Raw genomic sequence first — 21029 nt, forward strand, 5'->3', positions numbered from 1 at the left:
TCAATTCGGTCGGTAGCGCTCCCAAAGCATCTCGAACTCGCGGCGGTACTCGGCGACCAGATGCGGATCGTCGGTCACCAGCAGGTTCTCCTCGTTGCTGGTACTGGCGCTGCGCGTCCAGTTGAAGCTGCCGTTGAGCAGCAGGCGACCGTCGAACAGGGCGAACTTGTGGTGCATGTGAAACGGGCTGTTGTCGATGCGCAGCGGCACACCGGCATCGATCAGTCGCTGGATATCGCTACCGACGTCGAAGCGCTTTTCGCTGTCGCTGATGATGCGCACGGCCAGCCCGCGGCGGTGCACGGCGATCAGCTCGTCGCTGAGCTGATCGTCGGAGATGGTGAACACGCACACGTCTACCGATTCTTTGGCCTGGCGGCACAGGTCGCGGATGCGCTGGCGGCAGCTTTCGCCGGGGCTGAAATGCGCACTGCTCTGGCCACGTATCGGTGAACAGCGCACCTCCAACGTCTTGATCACCTGCTCCAGCCATTTCAGGGCCGACACGGCGTTGGCCGGGTCGGTGATCAGTTCGCGCACCAAGTCGAAGGCCCGGTTGCGCATGTAGCGCACCTGGTCGGGCGTCAGGTCGTTGCCCAGTTCGCGCAGTTCGTCGCGCTCCTCGTTGCTGAGCCTGAGGTCGACGAGGCTGTCACGCAGGTGTTGGTCGAGGCGATTGAAATCCATTTTTAACCTTGTCGAGGCCGTTTTCGAGTGCGACGTTTCTGGCCGCCGCGTTGCCATGAGGCGTACAGGCCGCCGCACAGTGCGCCAGCCAGGTGGTATTCGAACGAAACGCCCTGCTGGGGCAGCAGGCCGTAGAAAAACCCGCCGTACAGCACCAGAGCCAGGGCCGCCAGCAGCAGGTCGGCGAGGCTGCGGCGAAACCAGGCGCGGCCCAACAACAGCCCCCACAAACCGAACAGCCAGCCGCTGGAGCCGACATGGATGCCGGTGCGCCCGAACAGCCAGACCAGCACGCCACTGAAGACGATGATGAACAGGCTGGCGCGGATGAACTCGGCCCGCGACTCCAGCAGCGCCAAGGCGCCCAGCACCATGAAACCGCTGAGGTTGCCGAACAGGTGCAGCCAGCTGCCGTGCAACCAGGGCGCCAGGGCGATGCCCGGCAGCGCCTGCACCTCGCGCGGGATCAGCCCGAAACGGTTGAGGCTGTAGCCGTCCAGGCTGTTGATCAGTTGCAGCACGACCATCACTGCAGCGATACCGAACAGCAGCTTCAGGCGCGGCAACAGCCAGAGCGTCACGGCGCCTCGCCGCCCTGCCCCATCATCCGGGCGATCTCACGCAGTTGCTGGGCCATGTCGCCCATGCGCTTGTGAGTCCCCAGGTCGATGTCGATCTTCTTGTCCATGGCGTTGATCAGCGGCAGCACGCCGTCCTGCAGGCTATCGGCCAGTCGCTCGAGCAGCGCCTGGATGCCAGGCTGCGGCGCAGCCTGCACGGCCACCTCGACCCTGGGCGGCACTTCGCGCAGCCGTTCCAGGCCGGCCAGCAACTCCTGCCAGGGCACGGCGGCAGCCGCCGGCGCCGGCGCCGTCGGCTCGCTGCGGGCCAGGCCGCGCACGCCCTCGACCAGGTCGTTGAGCTGCGCCACCACTCGGGCGCCGACGTCCGAGTCGCTACCGCCCATGGCCTTGTTGCGCATGAAGTCGCGCTTGATCTGCGTCCACCGCTCCAACTGCTCGGGCGTCTGGTTACCGCGCAGTTCGGCGAGCTTGAGCAGGTTTTCCTCGGCACCGGTGGTGAGCAGCTGCGACTCGCCCTGGTAGTGGTCGGCGATCAATTGCAGCAACTCGGCGTCGTTCATCACCGCGCTGATCTTCTCGGCCATCTTGTTCATGTTGCGGTAACTGCCCTGCAGCTTGAACGGCGGCTCGGTGCGGTACTGGTCAGCCTGGGCGGCGCTGACGATGTACTGCTGGTTGACCCGGCCGACCACGTCACGCACCTGCATCAGGCGCTGCAGGGTAGCGACGATCTCATTGATCTCGGCACCGCTGTAGCTGTGCGACAGCTCGTTGGCGGAAAACGGCTTGCCCTCGGCCTTGGCGACGAAGCGGTAGACGTCGGCCATGTCGCGGGTGGCCAGGGGCGCCAGCACCGGGTTGGAGGTCAGGCCGTTCTCGATGTAGGAGAGCGCGAAGGCTTCCTGCATGCCGCCCAGGGTGTCGCCCAGGTTGTAGATGTCGGCGCGGTTGGCGAGCATGTCGGGGATCTTGAACACGTCGCCGGACTCGGTGTACGGGTTGCCGCTCATCACCACGCAGAACTTCTTGCCACGCATGTCGTAGGTCTTGGTCTTGCCCTTCCACACGCCTTCGATGCGCCGCGTGCCGTCGCACAGGGAGATGAATTTCTGCAGGAATTCGGGGTGGGTGTGCTGGATGTCATCGACATAGAGCATCACGTTGTTACCCATTTCCAGCGCCAGGTTGAGCTTTTCCAGCTCCTGGCGCGAGGTGGCGTCCGGCGCCTGGGCCGGGTCGATGGAGCGCACCTCGTGGCCGAGAGCCGGCCCGTTGATTTTCATGAAGATCAGCCCGAGGCGGTGGGCCACGTATTCCATCAGCGTGGTCTTGCCGTAGCCGGGCGGCGAGATGAGCATCAGCAGGCCCATCAGGTCGGTGCGCTTGTTCTCCCCGGCGGTGCCCATCTGCTTGGCCAGGTTGTCGCCGATGAAGCCCAGGTACACGTCGTTGATAAGCTTGTTACGCACGAACGAGGACAGCGGCCGCGGCTTGAACTCGCTCAGGCGCAGCGCCGTGCGCTCACGGTTGACCACCTCCTGGCGCAAGTTCTGATAACGCTGCAACTCGGGCAGGAAGGTCTCGCGGTGATGGCGCAGGCGCTGGAAGAAATCGTGCAGGGCGAAACTCAGGGTGCCATCCTGGATCCGTGGGTGGTCGCCCAGCAGCCCCTCGACGCGCACTTGCAGATCGGCCTCGGTGACGCGCTGCGGCAGGTCGCTGTCGATCAAGCCAAGGGCCACGGCTTCCGCCACATAGGCCTGCAGATGCGTCTGGCCCTGCTGCGCGCAGTAGGCCTGCAGCCAGTTCTCGGCGAGCGCCCAGCGCTGATCCGGGCGCCCACGCAGGCGCTCCTGGGCCTGCACGTAGCCCTCCCACACATGGGCGGCCTGCAGGTGCTGGCGCAGGCCATCGAACAGGTCGCGGGCATACTTGCTGACCACGAATTCGATGCGCGGGGCGGCCAGCTCCTCGACCAGGTATTCGGCCGCCTCGCGCTGCAGCGCGGCGTCGAACGGCATCGGGTGGCGGACGAGAAAACCGTGCAGCGCCTTGAGCACTTCCTCGCGTAGCTGGCGGATGCCGTCGTCGCGGCCGAACAGCTGGCGGATGTTGGCGCAGGTGCGCGCCCGCTCCGGCCAGTGGGCAGCCTCCACGTCTTCGCGCCAGCGGTTCCAGAAGAACAGCGCCAGGCCGCGGGCCCGTGGCGAATAGGTCAACAGGCCAGCCGCCTCGCGCAGCGCCAGCAGACGCAGCAGGATGGCCATGGCGTCCTGGTCGTGGATGCCCTTCTGGTAACCCTCCTTGTAACGCGGCGCGGCGAACTCGCGGATGCGCTTGAGCAACTCGTCGGGCTGGCTCATGTGCGCCTTGAGCTGATCCAGGCTCAGGCCATCGGTATGGCGCACCGCAGCGTCGAGCACCAGGCCGGCCAGGTACTCGCCGCGGTACAGCGCCGCCGATTCGGACTCCAGGCTGACCTGCCAGTAATCGCGCAGGCCATCGAGTTCGGCATCGTGCAACGGCTCGAGAAAGTCGGTGCCGGTCAGGTGCAGGAACAGCCCGTCGCCACGCGGCAGCAGGGTCAGGTCGAGCTCCTGGGTATTGACCGCGAAACGGTGGCGTGGCCCCAGCTTGATGACGTCGCCGCCGGCCTCGAACAGTTCGCTCTTGTCGCGCAGCGCGCGCACGGCCTGGTCGCGAGCGGCCTTGAGGCGCGCCTCGACGTCATCGGCCTTGACGCTGTCCTTGAGCTCACGCAGACGCTCGGCCAGTTCGCGCAGCTTGAGGATCAGCGGGTCGGCGGCAAAGAAGGCGTTGAGTTCCTGGGCCTCGGTGAACTTGGCGGTACGCCGGCCGAGGCTGTCGAGAATCCGCCGCGCAGCGTCGAGCAGGCCCTGGGCCTTGCGTTGACGCTCGTCGAGCAGGCTCTGCTTGTGCGCCTCGAAGGTTTCCAGCAGCTCCTCGCGCTTGGCGAGGATGTCACCGAGAAACTGTTCGTGATCGCCGAACTGGCTTTCCAGCTCCTCGAGCTGCACCAACAGGCGCGACAACTGTTCATCACACTTCTCCGGGTCCTGGGCCAGCGCCAGGGCGTTGGTGATGCTCTGGCTGAACAGTTTGAACTGCGCACCGAACTGCGCCACGGTCTCGGCCGACCCCAGGCCCTTGCGGCGCTGCTCGGCGCGCGCCTTGGCCTGATTGAGTTTGGCGTATACCTCGGAAATGGCATCGACGATGCGCGTGCGCTCGGTGGCGTCGTCGATCTGCAACGAGGCCATCAGCCCGGACAGCATGTCCAGGTTGCCGGCCATCTCGTTGAGGCCGGCCAGCGGCTCGGCAAGCTGGGCGACGCTCTCGGCTTTCTGCGCCTGCTCGTCGAACACCTGCAGGTCGTGGTGATAGGGCTGCAGTGCGGCGTCACCGGCCAGGAAGCGCGAGGTCGCCGCGGCGGTCTGGTCACGGGCTTCGAGCAGCGCGGTTTCCATGGCGTCGATACGCGCCACGTCGATGTAGCGGTAGTCACGGATGGTCAGCAGTTGACCACGTTGGGCGGTGATCGCATTGAGCGCGTCGACGTATTGCTCGACCTTTTCCCAGGTATCCGAACGCACGCTTTCCAGCAGCGCCTTCTGGCGGCTTTCGGCGTCAGCCATGGCTGCGGCGGACTGCTGGCGAATGCTCTCGACTTTCTCGAATTCGTCGAGCACCAGCTCGCCAGTGGCGGCGATCTCGCGCAGCAGCGGCGCCAACTCGGCGCACTGCGGGTCGCTCAGCCAGTGATAAATATCGAACAGCCGGCGGGTGTTCTGGCACAGCAGGCTGTAGCGCGCCACCGACACTTCACGGCTGTCGATTTCGCGGCTGAGGTTGAACAGGTCAGACACCCCGCGCACCAATTCGGCATTGCCGATGCGCCCGAAGAAACCGCTGCGCGCTGGCTGGCGGGCGGCGAACTCCTCGCTCTCGAAGGGCGTCTGCCAGACTTGCATGGGGTGAATGCGCGTGGGCTCGTCACCCTCGGCGGAGAAGATCACCATGCGCCCATCTTCCAGGCGTGCGTAGCCGTGGCCGAAGATCGGGTTCTGCAACTGGCGGGTAACCATGTTGTAGGTCAGCAGCACCGCGCGGCCTTCACCGGGGTGGTAGAAGATGTATTGCACGTCCTCGCCGTTGGGCGAGCGCACCGAGCGCTTGAAGCGCATGCCGGCCATCGATTGCTCGAAGGTCTTGTGCTCGCCATTTTGCAGGTAATAACCGCCGGGAAAGATGATGCCGTGGTCTTCGGGCAGCTGCACGCAGGCCAGGCCGATGGCGTCGATGCGCTCGACCTTGCGGGTCAGGCGGTTGAACACCAGGTAGCGCCACTGCTCCTCGCGGTACGGCAGCACCTTGAGCAGGATCAGGCTGCCCAGAGCAGCGTATTCGATCTGTGCATCGTCCAGCGACTGGGTCTTGTCCATCACCTCTTCGCGGTAGATGCCCTGGCCGCTTTCGGTGTTGTTCTCGACCTTGATGGTCAGGTCGCCGCCGACCGTCTCGACGAATACCGTGTCGAGGATGTTCAGGTGCGGATGGCGGCCGTTGACCGTCATCTCGCGGGTGGTTTTCTGCCACTCGAAATCGAACGGCGCCGGCAGCGCGATATCGCGCTCGCCGCGGTTGTCGATATAGCGCACGTCCTTGCCGTCGAGCGACAGCGACCAGCGGAACACGCGGATGTCGGTGATCCGCTCGCCGATCTGGAAACTGGCCAGCAGCTTGCCGTCGCGAATCGCCAATTGCAGCAGCCGGGTGTTCTTGTAATAGGTGTACAGCTCGTTGAAGTCGTTGACGAAGCCGCTCTGGCTCAGGAAAGTGCCGTCCAGGGCGACCGCTTCGGCTTCATAACCCTCGCTGCCCTCTACCAGGCGATAGAGGGAGAACACGTCGGCGACCGCGGTTTCCTTCTTCAGGCCCATGAACACGTTGTAGCCGAACAGCAGCCAGTCGCCGACCTGCACGATATCGCGGGCGATGCAGTTGTTCTCGGTACGGATACGCACCCGCCCGATCACTTCCATCTGGCTGCTGCCGAACTCCTGCAGGCGCTGCTCGTTGAGCGCCTCGGTGCGCTGGCGCAGGCGCAGCCCCTGTTCCTGCAGGCGCTTGTGCAGCACCTCGTAGGCACCGCCTTCGGCCACGGCCTTGTCGAGAATGTCCTGCTGGGTGTTTTCGGCTTGGGCGTCCGACATCATGGTCTTCCTGAATCTGCGCGGTCTGCAAGCAAGGCCCCGTCATGGCCGGGGCGAAACGGATGAGGCGGTGCTCAGGCACCGATCTTGCGGGCGATCTCGGCGAGCTTTTCGCGCATCGCGGGGTCGAGCTCTTCGGGTTTGATGCGGGCGATGATGCGCGTCAGCACGCGGATCTCATCATCATCGATCACGCCGTCGCGCTCGGCGATGGCCAACAACGAGCCCAGTTCGGCGGCGTCCAGGCGGCCGTCATCGGCAAAGCACTGGATGCTGCGAAAGGTCATTTCCAGGTGATCTCTTGATTGCGACATGCCACTTTCCTTGTCATTGAGGCAGGCCTGGCCCGCACTGAATCGCATCACAGGCTCCAGCCAGTAACGGCTGGAGCCTGGCACCGCCGCTTACACCGCGTCGCTGTCGCTCACTACAGGCGGCTTGGCGTCGGCGGCGCGGCCCTGCAGCAAACGCGCGAGCACGTCCTGCACCACCGGGCTCTTGCCGACCACGCCTTCGATGGCCTTGCCCACCGACAGGGACTTGGCGAACGAGTTGAAGAAGTCGCCTTCGCCGCCGACGATCTCGATCTTCGCCTTGGCCAGCGCGGTGGCCAGTACCTCGGCCTGATCCTTGGCGATGTCCTTGTTGGCGGCGATGGCGGCCATGGCTTCCTCGAAGCTCTTCTCCAGCTGCATGCGGAACTCTTCGTGCTGGCGGGCGTTGTCGCTGAGCGCATCCAGGGCACCGAACTTCTTGCCCAGACCTTCGGCTTCAGCGTTCAGGCGCTCCAGCAATACCTGAGCTTCGGCCATGCCCAGATCCTGGGTCGCCTTGGCCTTGGCCACACCGAGCTGCTCCTCGCCGCGCGCCTGGGCGCCGAGCTTCTCTTCCAGCACCTTGGCGTCGGCCAGGCCGTCTTTTTCCTTGGCGGCAGCTTGCGCTTCGGTCACGCGCGCCTGAGCCAGGCCTTTTTCCTGCTCGCCCTTGGCCTCGGCGATCAGACGCTCGGCCTGCACGCGGGCTTCGGCCAGGCCTTCCTTCTCCTTGGCCGCGGCGGTGACTTCACGCACTCGCGCATCGGCCAGGCCAGGCGCAGCACGCTCGGCTTCGATGCCTTCGGCGAGCTTCTTCTTGGCCTCGGCACTCTTGGCTGCGGCTTCCAGTTCGGCCTGGGCAAGGTTGTTGATTTCCACGGCCTTGTGCTTGGAGCGGGTTTCGTCGGCTTCAGCCTGCTTGACCTGGCGCACCAGCTCCTGCTCGGCTTCGGCCTGGGCATTGAGTACGGTGACCTGCTTGAGGCGCTCGGCTTCGGATACTTCGCGTACTTCCTTGATGCGCTCTTCTTCCTGGGCGACGGTCTTTTCCACCGCCACGCGCTCGCGCACCACGCTGGCGATGTTCTTGCGCTCTTCTTCCAGCGCCTTTTCCTTCTCGATGCGCTGCAGCTCGACCTCGCGCTCGCGGGCCACCACTTCCAGATCCTTGGCGCGGGTGACCTTCTCGACCTCGATGACCACGGCGCGCTGGCGATTCTGCTGGGCCACTTCCACTTCGCGCTGGTGGTTCTCGGCGCGGATGTCCAGCTCCTGCTGGGTCTGGATGCGCGCCTGCTCGGCCTTCAGGCGCTCTTCTTCGCGCACCTTTAGGGTTTCCGCTTCCTCACGGGCACGGATGGTTTCCACCTCGCGTTTCTGGCGCGCCTCGGCGTCGGCCTGCTGGCGCTCGAGGGCCAGGGTCGCCTCACGGGTTTCGACGTTCTTTTTCTTGATCGCCAGCTCTTCGTTGCGCTCAAGGTCATTGGTGATGACGTTCTGCGCAGCGGTCAGCTCGGTGATCTTGCGGATGCCTTCGGCATCGAGAATGTTGCTCGGGTCCAGGGAGCTCTTGGCGGTCTGCTCCAGGTAGTCGATGGCCACGTCCTCGAGCACGTAGCCATTGAGGTCGTTGCCGATCACCTCGACGATGCGGTCGCGAAACTCCTGGCGGTTCTCGAACAGCTGGACGAAGTCGAACTGCTTGCCGACGGTCTTCAGGGCTTCGGAGAACTTGGCGTTGAACAACTCGTTGACCGCCGCACGATCGGAGGCACGCTCCACACCGATGGCCTTGGCCACCTTGAGCACGTCTTCCTGGGTCTCGTTGACGCGCAGGTAGAAGGCCACGGTGATGTCGGCGCGCATGTTGTCGCGGCAGATCAGCCCGTCCTTGGCGCGGCGGTCGACTTCCAGGGTGATCAGGGAGATCTTCATGAACTCCTTGAGGTGGATGACCGGGTACACCAGCGCACCGGTGAAATGCACCTTGGGCGTCGACGACATGTCGTTGACGATCAGCGCCGTACCCTGGGGAACCTTGATGTAGAAGGCCTTGAACAGGGCCAGCAGGCCGATGATCAGCAGGGCGACCAGGCCGACCCCGACCAACACGGGGATCAGCGACGGGGGAAGGTTGTACATTGCACTCAATCTCCTTTGAGACAAACGGAACCGACGGTTCAGACGCCGCGGAACTCATCCTCGGTTATCACCCGGTAGGCGTGCTGCGCCTCCAGATACTCCAGTAAAACCACGCGATCACCGCGCTTGAAACCCAGTTGCTCGTCAGCGCGCACGCGCAGGATCAACCCCGCCCCGCCATCCTCCAGCACGGCCTCGCCATGGCTGGCAGTCACCCGCCCGCTGCGTACCACCGCGGTCTGGCCGAGCACGCTCTTGCTGCTGGTCACTTCCAGCTTGAGAAACAGCGGGCGCAGCGGCGCGCAAAGCAGACGGGTGGGCGCCACGGCGAGCATCAGCGCCAGTACGGCGACCACGACGCCGAGCGGATAGCGCAGCCACTCCAGTGGCAACAGGCCGAGCAGCCAGAGGTCGGCGAAATAGCTGATGAACCAGGCGAAGAAGGACAGCAGCGTCAGTACCAGCGTCAGCGGTACGTCCCGCAGCTTGAGTTTGGACAGGAGCGCTGCCGCCGGGCCTTCCAGGGCGGAATCGGCCTCGACGTCGAGCACGTCGATCTCGATCAGGCCGAACGCGACGATGACCCAGTACACCACCGCCAGACACAGCAGGAAGCTGAAGATGACCGTCGGGAACGCCAATGAGACCTGCAGGAAGATTTCCATGGTTTCCTATCCCTGAAAACATGGCGGAGCCTGCTGGCCCCGCCATCGATGCCGCTACGAACCAGCCTGAGATCAGGGCTTGGCCTTGTCCTTGAGGCGTGCCAGCACGCTGTCGGCGCTGCTCTTGTCGGCGACGATACCGGCGGCGCGCAGCTTGGCGTCCAGCGACTCGTCAGGGTTGGAGGCCTCGGCCAGCTCGGCCGCCGCTTCCATCTTCGCCGCGCGCTCGGCCTGCTGCTGCTTGATGCGTTCCAGCGACTCGACCGCCGTGTGCAGCTTGGCCTGGGAGCCGCCGTAGCGCTGGGCCACGGCCATCTGCGCCTTCTGCACGCTTTCGGTGGCCTTGACGGTATCGACCTGCTGTTTCAGGCGTTTGATGTTGGCCTCCGCCTGGCTCACCGCCGTACGCAGCTGGGCCACGCTGGCGGCGTAGGCATCGGCCTGCTCGCGCTCGCTACCCAGTTCGATTTCCAGGTTGGCGATCTTGCCGGCCACTTCGGCGGCCAGGTCTTCCTTGCCGGTTTCCAGCGCCTTTACCGCGTACTGCTCGTACTCGGCGATCTTGGCGGCGGACTTGCTGGCGCGCTCGGCGGCCAGCTTCTGCTTGGCCATGATTTCGGCCAAGGCTTCCTTGGATTTGCGCAGCTCGACGTCAGCGTCGCGGATTTCCTGATCGAGAATGCGCAGGGCCTGGCCATCGACCAGCGCCTCACCCATTTCGTTGGCACCGCCGCGCAGCGCCGTCAGCAATTTGCTCCAGACGTTCATGGGCATGTCTCCTTATGCACTGGCCTTGAGGAAGTCTTCGTAGGCTTCGGTCGCCTTGATGACGTTGTCCGCCAGCGTTTCGATCTCGAGCACCACGTTGGGCAGGATCGACGAGGCGCTGAGCGCACCGAACATGGTGTAGCAGGCCTGACCGTCCGGCAGGGTTTCGAGCCCCACGCAGGACAGCGGGAACAGCTTGTGGCTGCGCAGCACTTCCTCGTTGAAGGCGGCGGTGTCGCGCACGTCGCTGGCCGGCCAGAGCAGCGCCTCGACCACGATCTGATCACCGAACACGGCGATGAACAGCGGCAGATCGCCGTATTCCTTCATGGTCACGTGCAGACTGGCGTCGGCACCCTGGATCAGCTCGACGGCCGCGCGGCCATCGGCAAACGGCTCTGTCGCCGACAGCGCGTCGAACAACGTTTGTGCAGTCCAAACCTGAGGCATGCTCACCCCCTCCTCCATTGAAGCCAGCTCCGGCTGGGGCTGGCGAAGTTTCCTTTCGACCGCCGAGAGCCTCTGGGCATGCTCGGGCAGAATCCAGACCTCCTTCTTCACCAGCCCCTGCTCACGCAGACGCTGACGGAAAAGACGCTGGTAGTGCGCAGATGATTTGTTTTCCATGAAGCACAGACTAGAACATCACATGTGATAACTCAATACATCACATGTAATTTATCCAAACGGTGTGAACGAGCTCATTCGCAAGGCGCAGGAAGCCTCTCGGGCGGGAATTCAGCCGACCAACTCTAGCCCAGAAATCAACGCTCGTTCGCCAACTGCGTCGCAGAGAAGTGAATGGGACCTGGGCGCGCTCTTGACCGGGCGTAAGCCGCATTGCTGCGCGGGGCGGAACAGCTTTAGATAGACGCCATCAATGGGCCAGCCTTGGCAAAGCGCAACGAGCCGGTATGATGCGGCACTTTTTAGGAAAGCCGCATGCCGTTTCGCAGCATCCTCGCCCTGCTGTGCCTCACCCTCTGCACCTCCCTCCAAGCCGCTCCACCCCAGAGCTTCAGCCAGGCCAAGAAGATCGGCTGGACGCTCTACGAACGCCAGTCGGTGGAGTTCTATTGCGGTTGCAGCTTCAAGGGCAACCGCGTCGACCTTAGAAGCTGCGGCTACACGCCACGCAAGAATGCCAACCGCGCGGCGCGCATCGAGTGGGAACACATCGTCCCGGCCTGGCAGATCGGCCATCAGCGCCAGTGCTGGCAGCATGGCGGGCGCAAGAACTGCAGCAAGAACGACAGCGTATTCCGCCGCGCCGAGGCGGACTTGCACAACTTGGTGCCGGCGATTGGCGAGGTCAATGGCGACCGCAGCAACTACGACTTCGGCTGGCTGCCGCAGAAGCCGAGCCAGTATGGCGCCTGCCCGACGGTGGTCGACTTCAAGGCGCGCAAGGTGATGCCGCGCCAGCAGGTACGCGGCATGATCGCCCGCACCTATCTGTACATGAGCGACCGCTACCAGCTACGCCTGTCGAAACAGAACCGCCAGCTATTCAACGCCTGGAACAAGACCTACCCCGCCGAACAGTGGGAGCGCCAACGCAACCAACTGGTCGGCTGCGTGATGGGCTGGGGCAACCCCTATGTCGGCCAGCTGGACAAGCGGCTTTGCCAGCAGGCGCCGGTGGCGGCGGTCAATCGGCGGTAAATCCCCGTAGCGCGCCCAATGGAGCCGATCAGCATGTCGTAGCCCGGCTTAGAGCCTGTTCAAAGTCTTATCTGCGCATGAAGCGGCAACTACAAGGCAGAAGCGGACATCGTTGCTTCACCTGTGGGAACGGGCTATGCCCGTGATTTTTCGCGGGCACGGCCCGCTCCCACAGATAATCACCAGTCCATCCTACGAGACCGATCGGCCGCTTGCGCCCCACTTAGCCGCCAAAGTCGCCGAACCTGGGCTTAAAGATTATGAACAGGTTCTTAGAGCGAAGCGAAACCCGGGTGCAATCCACGAAAGATTGCTCTGTGCCGAATAGAACTTGGGGATCGTTCCGCTCCATCCCAGACTACGACAACGCTGTGCAGCCAGCCTGAAAATACAAAAGGCCGGCACCTCTCGATGACCGGCCTTCCGTTTTGCGGCACTGTCGCTTAAAGCGGCTTGCCGCGATTGCCGTGCGCGGCGACGAATTGCTGCACGGTCGGCAGGTCGTTAGCCAGTACGGTGCAGCGTTCTTCGCGCTCGAACAGATCGGCCAGGTGCGCCGGCAATGCTGGCGACTGATCCACGGCGGACTTCTCGATGGCCTCCGGGAACTTGACCGGATGGGCGGTGCCCAGCACCACCATCGGCACGGACAGGCTGCGACGGCACTCGCGGGCAGCACGCACACCGATGGCGGTATGCGGGTCGAGCAGCTCACCGGTGGCGGCGTACACCTCGGCGATGGTCTGACAGGTCTGCTCATCGCTTACGGCGAGGGAATCGAACAGCTTGCGCGCCTCGGTCCAGCGATCGTCTTCGACGGTGAAGCCGCCGGTCTGGCGGAATTCGGTCATCAGCGCGGCGATCGACGGGCCGTTGCGACCGTGCAGGTCGAACAGCAGACGCTCGAAGTTCGACGAGACCATGATGTCCATCGACGGCGACAGGGTCGGATACAGCTCGCCCTTGGCGTACTGATTGCCACTCATGAAACGATGGAGGATGTCGTTGCGGTTGGTGGCGACGATCAGCTGGCTGACCGGCAAACCCATGTTGCGGGCGAGATAGCCGGCGAAGATGTCGCCGAAGTTGCCGGTCGGCACCGAGAAGGCCACCGAACGCGCCGGACCGCCGAGCTGCAGGGCCGCGTGGAAGTAGTAGACGATCTGGGCCATGATCCGCGCCCAGTTGATCGAGTTGACCGCCACCAGGCGCGTGCCCTTGAGGAAACCCTGGTCGGCGAAGCTGGCCTTGACCATCTCCTGGCAGTCGTCGAAGTTGCCTTCGATGGCGATGTTATGGATGTTGTCGCCGAGAATGGTGGTCATCTGCCGGCGCTGCACTTCGGACACCCGGTTGTGCGGGTGCATGATGAAGATGTCGACGTTCTCGCAGGCCTTGCAGCCTTCGATGGCAGCCGAGCCGGTGTCACCGCTGGTGGCACCCATGATCACCACGCGCTCGTTGCGCTTGGCCAGCACGTAGTCGAGCAGGCGACCGAGCAACTGCAGAGCGAAATCCTTGAACGCCAGGGTCGGGCCATGGAACAGCTCGAGCACCCACTCGTTGCCACCCAGCTGACGCAGCGGCGCCACGGCCGAGTGCTCGAACACGCCGTAGGTGTCTTCGAGGATCTTTTTGAAATCGGCATCCGGGATGCTGCCGGTCACGAACGGACGCATCACCCGGAAGGCCAGCTCGTGATACGGCAGACCCGCCCAGGAGGCGATTTCTTCCTGGCTGAAGCGTGGCAGGTTTTCCGGCACGTACAGGCCGCCGTCAGTGGCCAGGCCGGCCAGCAGAACGTCTTCGAAATTCAGGGCCGGTGCCTGGCCGCGAGTGCTGATATAGCGCATGGTCTGCAAACCTTCGGTCTGGGGCGCCACGCCGCGAGCAGGTCGCGGCGCGCGACGAAATTAGCTGAGTTGTTCGACGCGGATGCGCACCACGTTGCCGACGACGTCGGCCAGCGCTTCCAGGGCAGAAATGGCGTCGTTCATGCGCTGCTCGGCAACGCGATGAGTAACCAGGATCATCGGCACCAGGCCGTCCTGCTCCTCGACTTCCTTCTGCATGATCGATTCGATGTTGATGCCGCGCTCCGACAGGATGCTTGCCACCTGGGCCAGCACGCCTGGGCGATCCTTGGCCTGGATGCGCAGGTAGTAGGCACTCTCGCAATCGGTGATCGGCAGGATCGGGTGGTCGGACAGCGAATCCGGCTGGAAGGCCAGGTGCGGCACGCGGTTGGTCGGGTCGGTGGTCAACGCACGCACCACGTCGACCAGGTCGGCCACCACCGCCGAAGCGGTCGCCTCCATGCCGGCACCGGCGCCGTAGAACAGGGTGCTGCCAGCGGCATCGCCATTGACCATCACCGCGTTCATCACGCCATTGACGTTGGCGATCAGGCGGTCGGCCGGGATCAGCGTCGGGTGTACGCGCAGCTCGATGCCGGCGTCGGTACGGCGCGCCACACCCAGGTGCTTGATGCGATAGCCCAGCGCCTCGGCGTAGTTCACGTCGGCCGTAGTCAGCTTGGTGATGCCTTCGGTGTAGGCCTTGTCGAACTGCAGCGGGATGCCGAAGGCGATGGACGCCAGGATGGTCAGCTTGTGGGCCGCGTCGATGCCTTCGACGTCGAAGGTCGGATCGGCTTCGGCGTAACCCAGGGCCTGGGCCTCGGCCAGCACGTCTTCGAAGGTGCGACCCTTCTCGCGCATCTCGCTGAGGATGAAGTTGCCGGTGCCGTTGATGATACCGGCTAGCCAGTTGATACGGTTGGCCGACAGGCCTTCGCGGATCGCCTTGATCACCGGGATGCCACCAGCCACCGCCGCCTCGAACGCGACGATCACGCCCTTCTCGCGGGCGCGAGCGAAGATTTCGTTGCCATGCACGGCGATCAGCGCCTTGTTGGCGGTGACCACATGCTTGCCGTTCTCGATGGCCTTGAGAACCAGCTCACGGGCAACGCTGTAGCCGCCGATGAGCTCCACGACGATATCGATCTCGGGGTTGCTGGCCACCGCGAAGACATCGTCGGTCATGGTAATGCCGGTCGACTGGTACTGGGGCTTGGGTGTGCGGGTGGCGATCTGCGCCACCTCGATACCACGCCCGGCACGACGCGCGATTTCCTCGGCGTTGCGCTTGAGCACATTCACGGTACCGCCACCGACGGTACCCAGCCCACAGATGCCTACTTTGACCGGATTCACACTAGACTCCCCAACTGCACTGCGTAAAACGGCCGACGCGGGCGCCAGCCGTGGAAAAAAGAGCCGCACATTACGAAGCGGCTGTCTGATAGTCAATCGAGCCGGATCACTTGGCTTCCAGGGCCAGCTTTGCCAGCTGCGCCGCCGGTTGATAACCGGGAATCATCTTGCCGTTTTCAAGAATGATCGCTGGCGTGCCGTTGACGCCGATCATCTGCCCCAGCTGGTACTGCTGGGCAACCGGGTTATCGCAGGTAGCCGCCGGGACCGACTCGCGCGATTTGGCCTTGTTCATGGCCGCCTGGCGATCCTTGGAGCACCACACGCTGGCCAGATCCTTGGCACCTTTGCTGCCCAGCCCTTGGCGCGGGAAGGCCAGGTAACGCACTTCGACGCCCAGCTTGTTCAGCTCGCCCACTTCACTGTGCAGCTTCTGGCAGTAGCCGCAATCGGTATCGGTGAACACAGTGATGTGCGCCTTCGGCTCTTTCGGCGCGAAGACCACCATGTCCTTGGCCGGAATGCCGTTGATCTGCTTGGCGATGGCCTTGCTTTCTTGCGCTTCGGTCAGGTTGATGGCCTGGCCATCCTTGAACTGGAACAGGTAGCCCTGCATCACGAACTGCCCGTCGGCGCTGGCATACAGCTGGCGACCACCCTTGAGCTGCACCTGGTAGACACCGGGCATCGGGCTCTCGGCAATGGCCTCGATCGGCAGATCGGGCTGAATGGAAAGCAGGTTCTTGCGGATCGCCTGATCCGGGTCGGCGGCATGGCCGAGAGTGCTGACCAGGCCGAGAGCCATGGCCGCGACGATGCGGGTCACACGCATGAATACTCCTATCGAGCGACGGGGTGACAGGGAAAGGACAGAGACTACCATAACCAGGGCCCCAGGCTGCGGGCAGCAGACGCAAAGCGCGAACTGGCGACAACCGATTCAGCCACGCGGATGGTGCTGGGCATGCAATGCCTGCAAGCGGGCGCGGGCGATATGGGTGTAGATCTGCGTGGTGGACAGATCACTGTGGCCCAGCAGCATCTGCACTACGCGCAAATCCGCGCCGTGATTGAGCAAATGGGTGGCGAACGCATGGCGCAGGGTGTGCGGCGACAGCGACTTGCTGATGCCCGCCACCTGGGCCTGATGCTTGATGCGGTGCCAGAAGGTTTGCCGGGTCATCTGCTCACCACGCAGGCTAGGGAACAGCACGTCCGCGGGACGACCAGCCAGCAGCGCGGGCCGCGCCTCGCGACAATAGCGCTCGACCCAACCGATGGCTTCCTCGCCCATGGGCACCAGGCGCTCCTTGCTGCCCTTGCCGAACACCCGCAGCACGCCCTGGCGCAGATTGACCTGTTCGAGCGTCAGCCCGACCAGCTCGCTGACCCGCAACCCGCAGGCGTACAACACCTCGAGCATGGCGCGATCGCGCAGGCCAATGGGATCACCCAGATCCGGCGCAGCCAGCAATGCCTCGACATCCGCCTCGGACAACGATTTGGGCAGCGGCCGGCCAAGTTGCGGCATGTCGACCTGCAGCGTGGGATCGGCATCGATGATCCCTTCGCGCAACAGGAAGCGGTAGAAGCCGCGCATGCCGGAGATCAGCCGCGCCGTGGAGCGCGCCTTGTAGCCCTCATTCATGCGCCAGGCCAGGTGATCGAGCAGCACCTCGCGCCCCACCGCCTGCAGCTCCACGTCACGGGCCTGCAGCCAGCCGTTGAGCAGCGCCAAATCGCTGCGATAGGCCGACTGGGTATGGGCGGACAGGCCCTTCTCCAGCCACAAAGCCTCGATGAAACGCTCGATCAATGGATGGTCGACAGCGGACATGGGGTCAGATCTGCACTACGCAAAGAATTCATTATCAACACAATCAAAAGCAGATACTGCGCTGCTTTTGTGGGAGCAGGTGGCTTGCGAAACGGCTGCCAGCCCACCAAACGCCAGAAACGAAAAAAGCAGCCGAGGCTGCTTTTTTCGAGGGGGAAAGCTGGATTAAACCAGTTTTTCCTTGATGCGCGCTGCCTTGCCGGACAGGTCGCGGAGGTAGTACAGCTTGGCCTTGCGAACGTCGCCGCGACGCTTGACTGCCAGGCTGTCGACCAGCGGGCTGTAGGTCTGGAAAGTACGCTCAACGCCTACGCCGCTGGAGATCTTGCGCACAGTGAAGGCGCTGTTCAGACCACGGTTACGCTTGGCGATTACCACACCTTCGAACGCCTGCAGACGCTGACGGTCACCTTCCTTCACTTTCACCTGAACGACTACGGTGTCGCCCGGGGCAAAGGTCGGGATCTCTTTGCTCATCTGCTCAGCTTCGATTTGCTGAATGATTTTGTTGGTCATGCTGCGCTCCTAAGACGGGCCGTCAGGCCGGCCATCGATATTAGTTATCGTCCCGCTGGCGGATGTATTCCTCCAGCAGCTTCTTCTCTTCTCCAGAAAGCGAGCGGCTATCCAGAAGATCGACACGGCGTTCCCAGGTGCGTCCCAGGGACTGCTGCAAACGCCAGCGCCGGATGTGTTCGTGGTTGCCGCCAAGCAGCACCTCCGGAACACGCTTATCCGCATACACCTCCGGACGGGTGTAGTGCGGGCAGTCGAGCAAGCCATCCGTGAAGGAGTCTTCCTCGGCCGAATCTGCATGACCCAATGCACCAGGCAAAAGGCGCGTTACCGCATCGATCAGCACCATGGCTGGCAGCTCACCGCCAGACAGGACGTAGTCGCCGATCGACCATTCCTCGTCGACGTGCGCTTCGATGAAACGCTCGTCGACGCCTTCGTAGCGGCCGGCAATGAGGATCAAACGCTCCTCCTTCGCCAGCTCGCGTACCGCCGCCTGCGTCAGCGGGCGGCCTTGCGGCGACAGGTAGATCACCTTCGCCGCAACGTCGCTGGCCTGCCTGGCATCGGCCAGAGCATCTTCCAGCGGCTTGATCTTCATCACCATGCCGGGACCACCACCGAAGGGGCGGTCGTCAACCGTGTGATGACGATCCGTGGTGTAACTGCGTGGGTTCCAGCAGGTCAGCTGCAACAGCTCCTGCCTCACCGCACGACTGGTGATGCCGTAATCGCCGATGGCGGCGAACATCTCAGGGAACAGCGTAATGACATCGACGCGCAGGCTCGCCATGGCGTCAGAAATCCGCATCCCAATCGACCCGCATCTCGCCAGCCTCGAGGCTGATCGACAACACGCACTGCTGCGTATAAGGCAACAGACGCTCACGATCATCGAGGCTGTCAGCGCAGGGCTTGACCACCATCACGTCATTGGCACCGGTCTCGAACAGATGATCGACCTTGCCGAGCAGTTGCCCTGCCTGATCGATAACCTTCAGACCTTCCAGCTGATACCAGTAGAACTCGCCGTCATCGAGCTCCGGCAGCTGGCTGCGAGGAACGCAGATCTCGAAGCCCGCGTAGGTACGCGCCACTTCACGATCATCGAGCCCTTTCAGCCTGGCGACCAGAACCTTGCCCTGCAAGCGTCCACCAGCCAGTTCAACCTGTTTCACCTCACCGTCGCGCCGTAGCGTCCAGCGAGGGTAATCGAGCACGTTATCCAGCGGATCGGTAAAGGAATACACCTTTATCTCACCCTTGACGCCATGCACCGAAACGATCTTGCCAAGAACCAGAAGATCCTCGGCGGGGGCCGGCGTCGTGCTCATAGAAGTGCTTAGGCAGCAGCCTTGGCAGCTTCTTTCAGCAGCTGAGCAACACGCTCAGACGGCTGGGCACCCTGGCTCAGCCAGTAAGTGGCGCGCTCTTGATTCACGGACAGCTTGACTTCAGCACCCGAGGCGATCGGGTTGAAGAAACCGATGCGCTCTACGAAGCGACCGTCGCGCGCATTGCGGCTGTTGGTCACGGTGAGGTGGTAGAAGGGGCGCTTTTTGGAGCCGCCACGAGCGAGACGAATAGTTACCATGTGAACATCGTTCCTGTAGTCGGTGCTAACTTGAGGCACACATCAAAAATGGGCCTAGGCCCGAAAGGCCGCATATTCTAAGGATTATGCGGCTGTTTGCAAATCTCTTTTTCCACAGGCCGCCAGGCGGCCTGCCAGAGCCATCAGAACTTCGGCATGCCGCCGCCCGGCATCATGTTGCCCATGCCGCGCATCATCTTGGCCATGCCACCTTTGGCACTGAATTTCTTCATCATCTTCTGCATCTGCTTGTGCTGTTTGATCAGCCGGCCGATGTCCTGCACCTGGGTGCCAGAACCCATGGCGATACGGCGCTTGCGCGAGCCGCTGATGATATCGGGGTCGCGGCGCTCGGCAGGCGTCATCGAGTTGATGATCGCCTCCATCTGCTTGAACTGCTTTTCCGCGGCGCCCTGGGCATTGCCCATCTGCGCGAGATTGACGCCCCCCATCTGCGGCAGCTTGTCCATCAGGCCGCCGAGGCCGCCCATGCTCTTCATCTGCACGAGCTGGTCGCGGAAGTCCTCGAGGTCGAAACCCTTGCCCTTCTTGAGCTTCTTGGTGAGCTTCTCGGCCTTCTCGCGATCGAGGGTCTGCTCGGCCTGCTCGATCAGGCTGAGCACGTCGCCCATGCCGAGAATGCGCGAGGCGATTCGCTCGGGATGGAAGGGCTCGAGCGCTTCGCTCTTCTCGCCCATACCGATGAACTTGATCGGCTTGCCGGTGATGGCGCGCACCGACAGCGCGGCACCGCCACGGGCATCGCCGTCGACCTTGGTGAGCACCACGCCGGTGAGCGGCAGCGCATCGTTGAAGGCCTTGGCGGTGTTGGCGGCGTCCTGACCGGTCATGGCGTCGACCACGAACAGGGTTTCCACCGGCTTCACCGCAGCGTGCAGCGCCTGGATCTCGGCCATCATCTCGGCATCGACGGCCAGGCGACCGGCGGTATCGACCAGCACCACGTCGATGTACTTGAGCTTGGCTTCGCGGATCGCCGCCTCGGCGATGGCCACCGGTTTCTGGGTGATATCGGACGGGAAGAAGGTCACGCCGATGTCGCTCGCCAGGGTTTCCAGCTGCTTGATCGCCGCCGGACGGTAGACGTCCGCGGAGACCACCATCACGCTCTTCTTCTTGCGCTCCTTGAGCAGGCGCGCCAGCTTGCCCACGGTGGTGGTCTTACCGGCACCCTGCAGACCAGCCATCAACACCACCGCCGGCGGCGTGGTGCTCAGGTCGAGGTCTTCGTTGGCGGCGCCCATGAGGCTTTCCAGCTCCAGACGCACGATCTTCACGAACGCCTGGCCCGGGGTCAGGCTCTTGGACACCTCGGTGCCGACCGCGCGATCCTTGACGCGGGCGACGAAATCCTTGACCACGGGCAGCGCCACGTCGGCCTCGAGCAACGCCATGCGCACTTCGCGCAGGGTGTCCTTGATGTTGTCCTCGGTCAGCTTGGCCTTGCCAGTGACGCTGCGCAGAGTCTGCGAGAGGCGATCGGTTAAGTTTTCGAACATGCGCGTTCCTTTCGGGCCGTCTGGCCGGGATGGGCTGGCAGCAAACGGCGGATTATAACGAAGACCGCGACGCTTTCGAGGCTTCTTTGTCGGCGCCGCTGCGACCCAGGGTCTGTTGACGGTTCAACGCGAGCCGCGTTGCCGCGAGAAATCTCGCCAGGCCGGGCGGCGATCCGCTAGGCGGAGGACGCAGGGAATGGTCATTCCCTTGCCAAGTCCTCCAACGACGCATGGCGAGTTTTCTCGCGCAACCCGCAGGGCCGGGCCCGTTTTTTCGCGATGCAG

Annotated in this window: 18 protein-coding genes; 1 reads left to right on the plus strand and 17 read right to left on the minus strand. The window is 63.5% G+C overall.

All coding sequences use genetic code 11. The features are described from left to right. From BVH01_RS18450 to BVH01_RS18485, 8 genes are all read right to left on the minus strand, one after another. A complete protein-coding gene (locus BVH01_RS18450) occupies positions 1–687 on the minus strand; it encodes a phospholipase D-like domain-containing protein (protein ID WP_075931704.1) in 687 nt (228 codons plus the stop codon). A gap of 2 nt (positions 688–689) precedes the next feature. Then, on the minus strand, positions 690–1268 hold the full coding sequence (locus tag BVH01_RS18455; RefSeq protein WP_013790166.1) for a rhomboid family intramembrane serine protease: 579 nt from the start codon (positions 1266–1268) through the stop codon (positions 690–692). After that, a complete protein-coding gene (locus tag BVH01_RS18460) occupies positions 1265–6505 on the minus strand; it encodes a DNA repair ATPase (RefSeq protein WP_075931705.1) in 5241 nt (1746 codons plus the stop codon). Before BVH01_RS18460 ends, BVH01_RS18455 begins: the two co-directional genes overlap by 4 nt. 74 nt (positions 6506–6579) lie before the next feature. Then, a complete protein-coding gene (locus BVH01_RS18465) occupies positions 6580–6819 on the minus strand; it encodes a hypothetical protein (RefSeq protein WP_075931858.1) in 240 nt (79 codons plus the stop codon). Positions 6820–6909: 90 nt separating this feature from the next. After that, positions 6910–8961, minus strand: coding sequence for a flotillin family protein (locus BVH01_RS18470; protein ID WP_075931706.1), 2052 nt, complete (start codon positions 8959–8961; stop codon positions 6910–6912). A 38-nt stretch (positions 8962–8999) separates the two neighbouring features. Next, complete coding sequence (locus BVH01_RS18475) at positions 9000–9626, minus strand: OB-fold-containig protein (RefSeq protein ID WP_075931707.1); 627 nt, start codon at positions 9624–9626, stop codon at positions 9000–9002. Positions 9627–9698: 72 nt separating this feature from the next. Next, positions 9699–10394 carry a PspA/IM30 family protein gene (locus BVH01_RS18480; protein ID WP_075931708.1) on the minus strand — a complete coding sequence of 232 codons (696 nt, stop codon included), beginning with the start codon at positions 10392–10394 and terminating at the stop codon, positions 9699–9701. A gap of 12 nt (positions 10395–10406) precedes the next feature. Then, on the minus strand, positions 10407–11021 hold the full coding sequence (locus BVH01_RS18485) for a YjfI family protein (protein WP_013790160.1): 615 nt from the start codon (positions 11019–11021) through the stop codon (positions 10407–10409). A gap of 315 nt (positions 11022–11336) precedes the next feature. Here BVH01_RS18485 and BVH01_RS18490 point away from each other — a divergent pair, with 315 nt between their 5' ends. Further along, a complete protein-coding gene (locus BVH01_RS18490) occupies positions 11337–12059 on the plus strand; it encodes an endonuclease (RefSeq protein WP_075931709.1) in 723 nt (240 codons plus the stop codon). Between the two features lie 443 nt (positions 12060–12502). On the opposite strand, the gene thrC is transcribed toward BVH01_RS18490, so the two are convergent. The 9 genes from thrC to ffh all read right to left on the minus strand — a co-directional run bounded on the left by thrC (position 12503) and on the right by ffh (position 20744). Beyond that, positions 12503–13912, minus strand: a complete 1410-nt coding sequence (gene thrC / locus BVH01_RS18495) for a threonine synthase (RefSeq protein WP_075931710.1) — start codon at positions 13910–13912, stop codon at positions 12503–12505. A gap of 60 nt (positions 13913–13972) precedes the next feature. Then, positions 13973–15277, minus strand: coding sequence for a homoserine dehydrogenase (locus tag BVH01_RS18500; protein ID WP_075931711.1), 1305 nt, complete (start codon positions 15275–15277; stop codon positions 13973–13975). A 106-nt stretch (positions 15278–15383) separates the two neighbouring features. Beyond that, entirely contained in the window at positions 15384–16109 is a 726-nt protein-coding gene (locus BVH01_RS18505; RefSeq protein ID WP_075931712.1) for a DsbC family protein, read from the minus strand. 108 nt (positions 16110–16217) lie between these two features. After that, entirely contained in the window at positions 16218–17114 is an 897-nt protein-coding gene (gene xerD / locus BVH01_RS18510; RefSeq protein ID WP_075931713.1) for a site-specific tyrosine recombinase XerD, read from the minus strand. A 165-nt stretch (positions 17115–17279) separates the two neighbouring features. Continuing rightward, a complete protein-coding gene (rplS, locus tag BVH01_RS18515; protein WP_075931714.1) occupies positions 17280–17630 on the minus strand; it encodes a 50S ribosomal protein L19 in 351 nt (116 codons plus the stop codon). A 40-nt stretch (positions 17631–17670) separates the two neighbouring features. Then, complete coding sequence (gene trmD, locus BVH01_RS18520) at positions 17671–18423, minus strand: tRNA (guanosine(37)-N1)-methyltransferase TrmD (protein ID WP_075931715.1); 753 nt, start codon at positions 18421–18423, stop codon at positions 17671–17673. Positions 18424–18427: 4 nt separating this feature from the next. Then, positions 18428–18964, minus strand: a complete 537-nt coding sequence (rimM, locus tag BVH01_RS18525; RefSeq protein WP_075931716.1) for a ribosome maturation factor RimM — start codon at positions 18962–18964, stop codon at positions 18428–18430. A gap of 8 nt (positions 18965–18972) precedes the next feature. Continuing rightward, entirely contained in the window at positions 18973–19224 is a 252-nt protein-coding gene (gene rpsP / locus BVH01_RS18530) for a 30S ribosomal protein S16 (RefSeq protein ID WP_009403592.1), read from the minus strand. 143 nt (positions 19225–19367) lie between these two features. Beyond that, positions 19368–20744 (minus strand): signal recognition particle protein, encoded by a 1377-nt coding sequence (ffh, locus tag BVH01_RS18535; RefSeq protein WP_075931717.1) that lies wholly within the window; start codon positions 20742–20744, stop codon positions 19368–19370. Positions 20745–21029 lie beyond the last annotated feature (285 nt).

The sequence above is a fragment of the Pseudomonas sp. PA1(2017) genome, assembly GCF_001945375.1.
GTDB lineage: Bacteria > Pseudomonadota > Gammaproteobacteria > Pseudomonadales > Pseudomonadaceae > Aquipseudomonas.

Coding starts and splice junctions, on each gene's coding strand:
- rimM (WP_075931716.1), bottom strand. CDS start 18,964: ATGAGCACGACGCCGGCCCCCGCCGAGGATCTTCTGGTTCTTGGCAAG.
- BVH01_RS18460 (WP_075931705.1), bottom strand. CDS start 6,505: ATGTCGGACGCCCAAGCCGAAAACACCCAGCAGGACATTCTCGACAAG.
- BVH01_RS18505 (WP_075931712.1), bottom strand. CDS start 16,109: ATGCGTGTGACCCGCATCGTCGCGGCCATGGCTCTCGGCCTGGTCAGC.
- xerD (WP_075931713.1), bottom strand. CDS start 17,114: ATGTCCGCTGTCGACCATCCATTGATCGAGCGTTTCATCGAGGCTTTG.
- BVH01_RS18470 (WP_075931706.1), bottom strand. CDS start 8,961: ATGTACAACCTTCCCCCGTCGCTGATCCCCGTGTTGGTCGGGGTCGGC.
- BVH01_RS18480 (WP_075931708.1), bottom strand. CDS start 10,394: ATGAACGTCTGGAGCAAATTGCTGACGGCGCTGCGCGGCGGTGCCAAC.
- rpsP (WP_009403592.1), bottom strand. CDS start 19,224: ATGGTAACTATTCGTCTCGCTCGTGGCGGCTCCAAAAAGCGCCCCTTC.
- BVH01_RS18465 (WP_075931858.1), bottom strand. CDS start 6,819: ATGTCGCAATCAAGAGATCACCTGGAAATGACCTTTCGCAGCATCCAG.
- BVH01_RS18450 (WP_075931704.1), bottom strand. CDS start 687: ATGGATTTCAATCGCCTCGACCAACACCTGCGTGACAGCCTCGTCGAC.
- trmD (WP_075931715.1), bottom strand. CDS start 18,423: ATGGCGAGCCTGCGCGTCGATGTCATTACGCTGTTCCCTGAGATGTTC.
- BVH01_RS18490 (WP_075931709.1), top strand. CDS start 11,337: ATGCCGTTTCGCAGCATCCTCGCCCTGCTGTGCCTCACCCTCTGCACC.
- BVH01_RS18475 (WP_075931707.1), bottom strand. CDS start 9,626: ATGGAAATCTTCCTGCAGGTCTCATTGGCGTTCCCGACGGTCATCTTC.
- rplS (WP_075931714.1), bottom strand. CDS start 17,630: ATGACCAACAAAATCATTCAGCAAATCGAAGCTGAGCAGATGAGCAAA.
- BVH01_RS18485 (WP_013790160.1), bottom strand. CDS start 11,021: ATGGAAAACAAATCATCTGCGCACTACCAGCGTCTTTTCCGTCAGCGT.
- ffh (WP_075931717.1), bottom strand. CDS start 20,744: ATGTTCGAAAACTTAACCGATCGCCTCTCGCAGACTCTGCGCAGCGTC.
- thrC (WP_075931710.1), bottom strand. CDS start 13,912: ATGCGCTATATCAGCACTCGCGGCCAGGCACCGGCCCTGAATTTCGAA.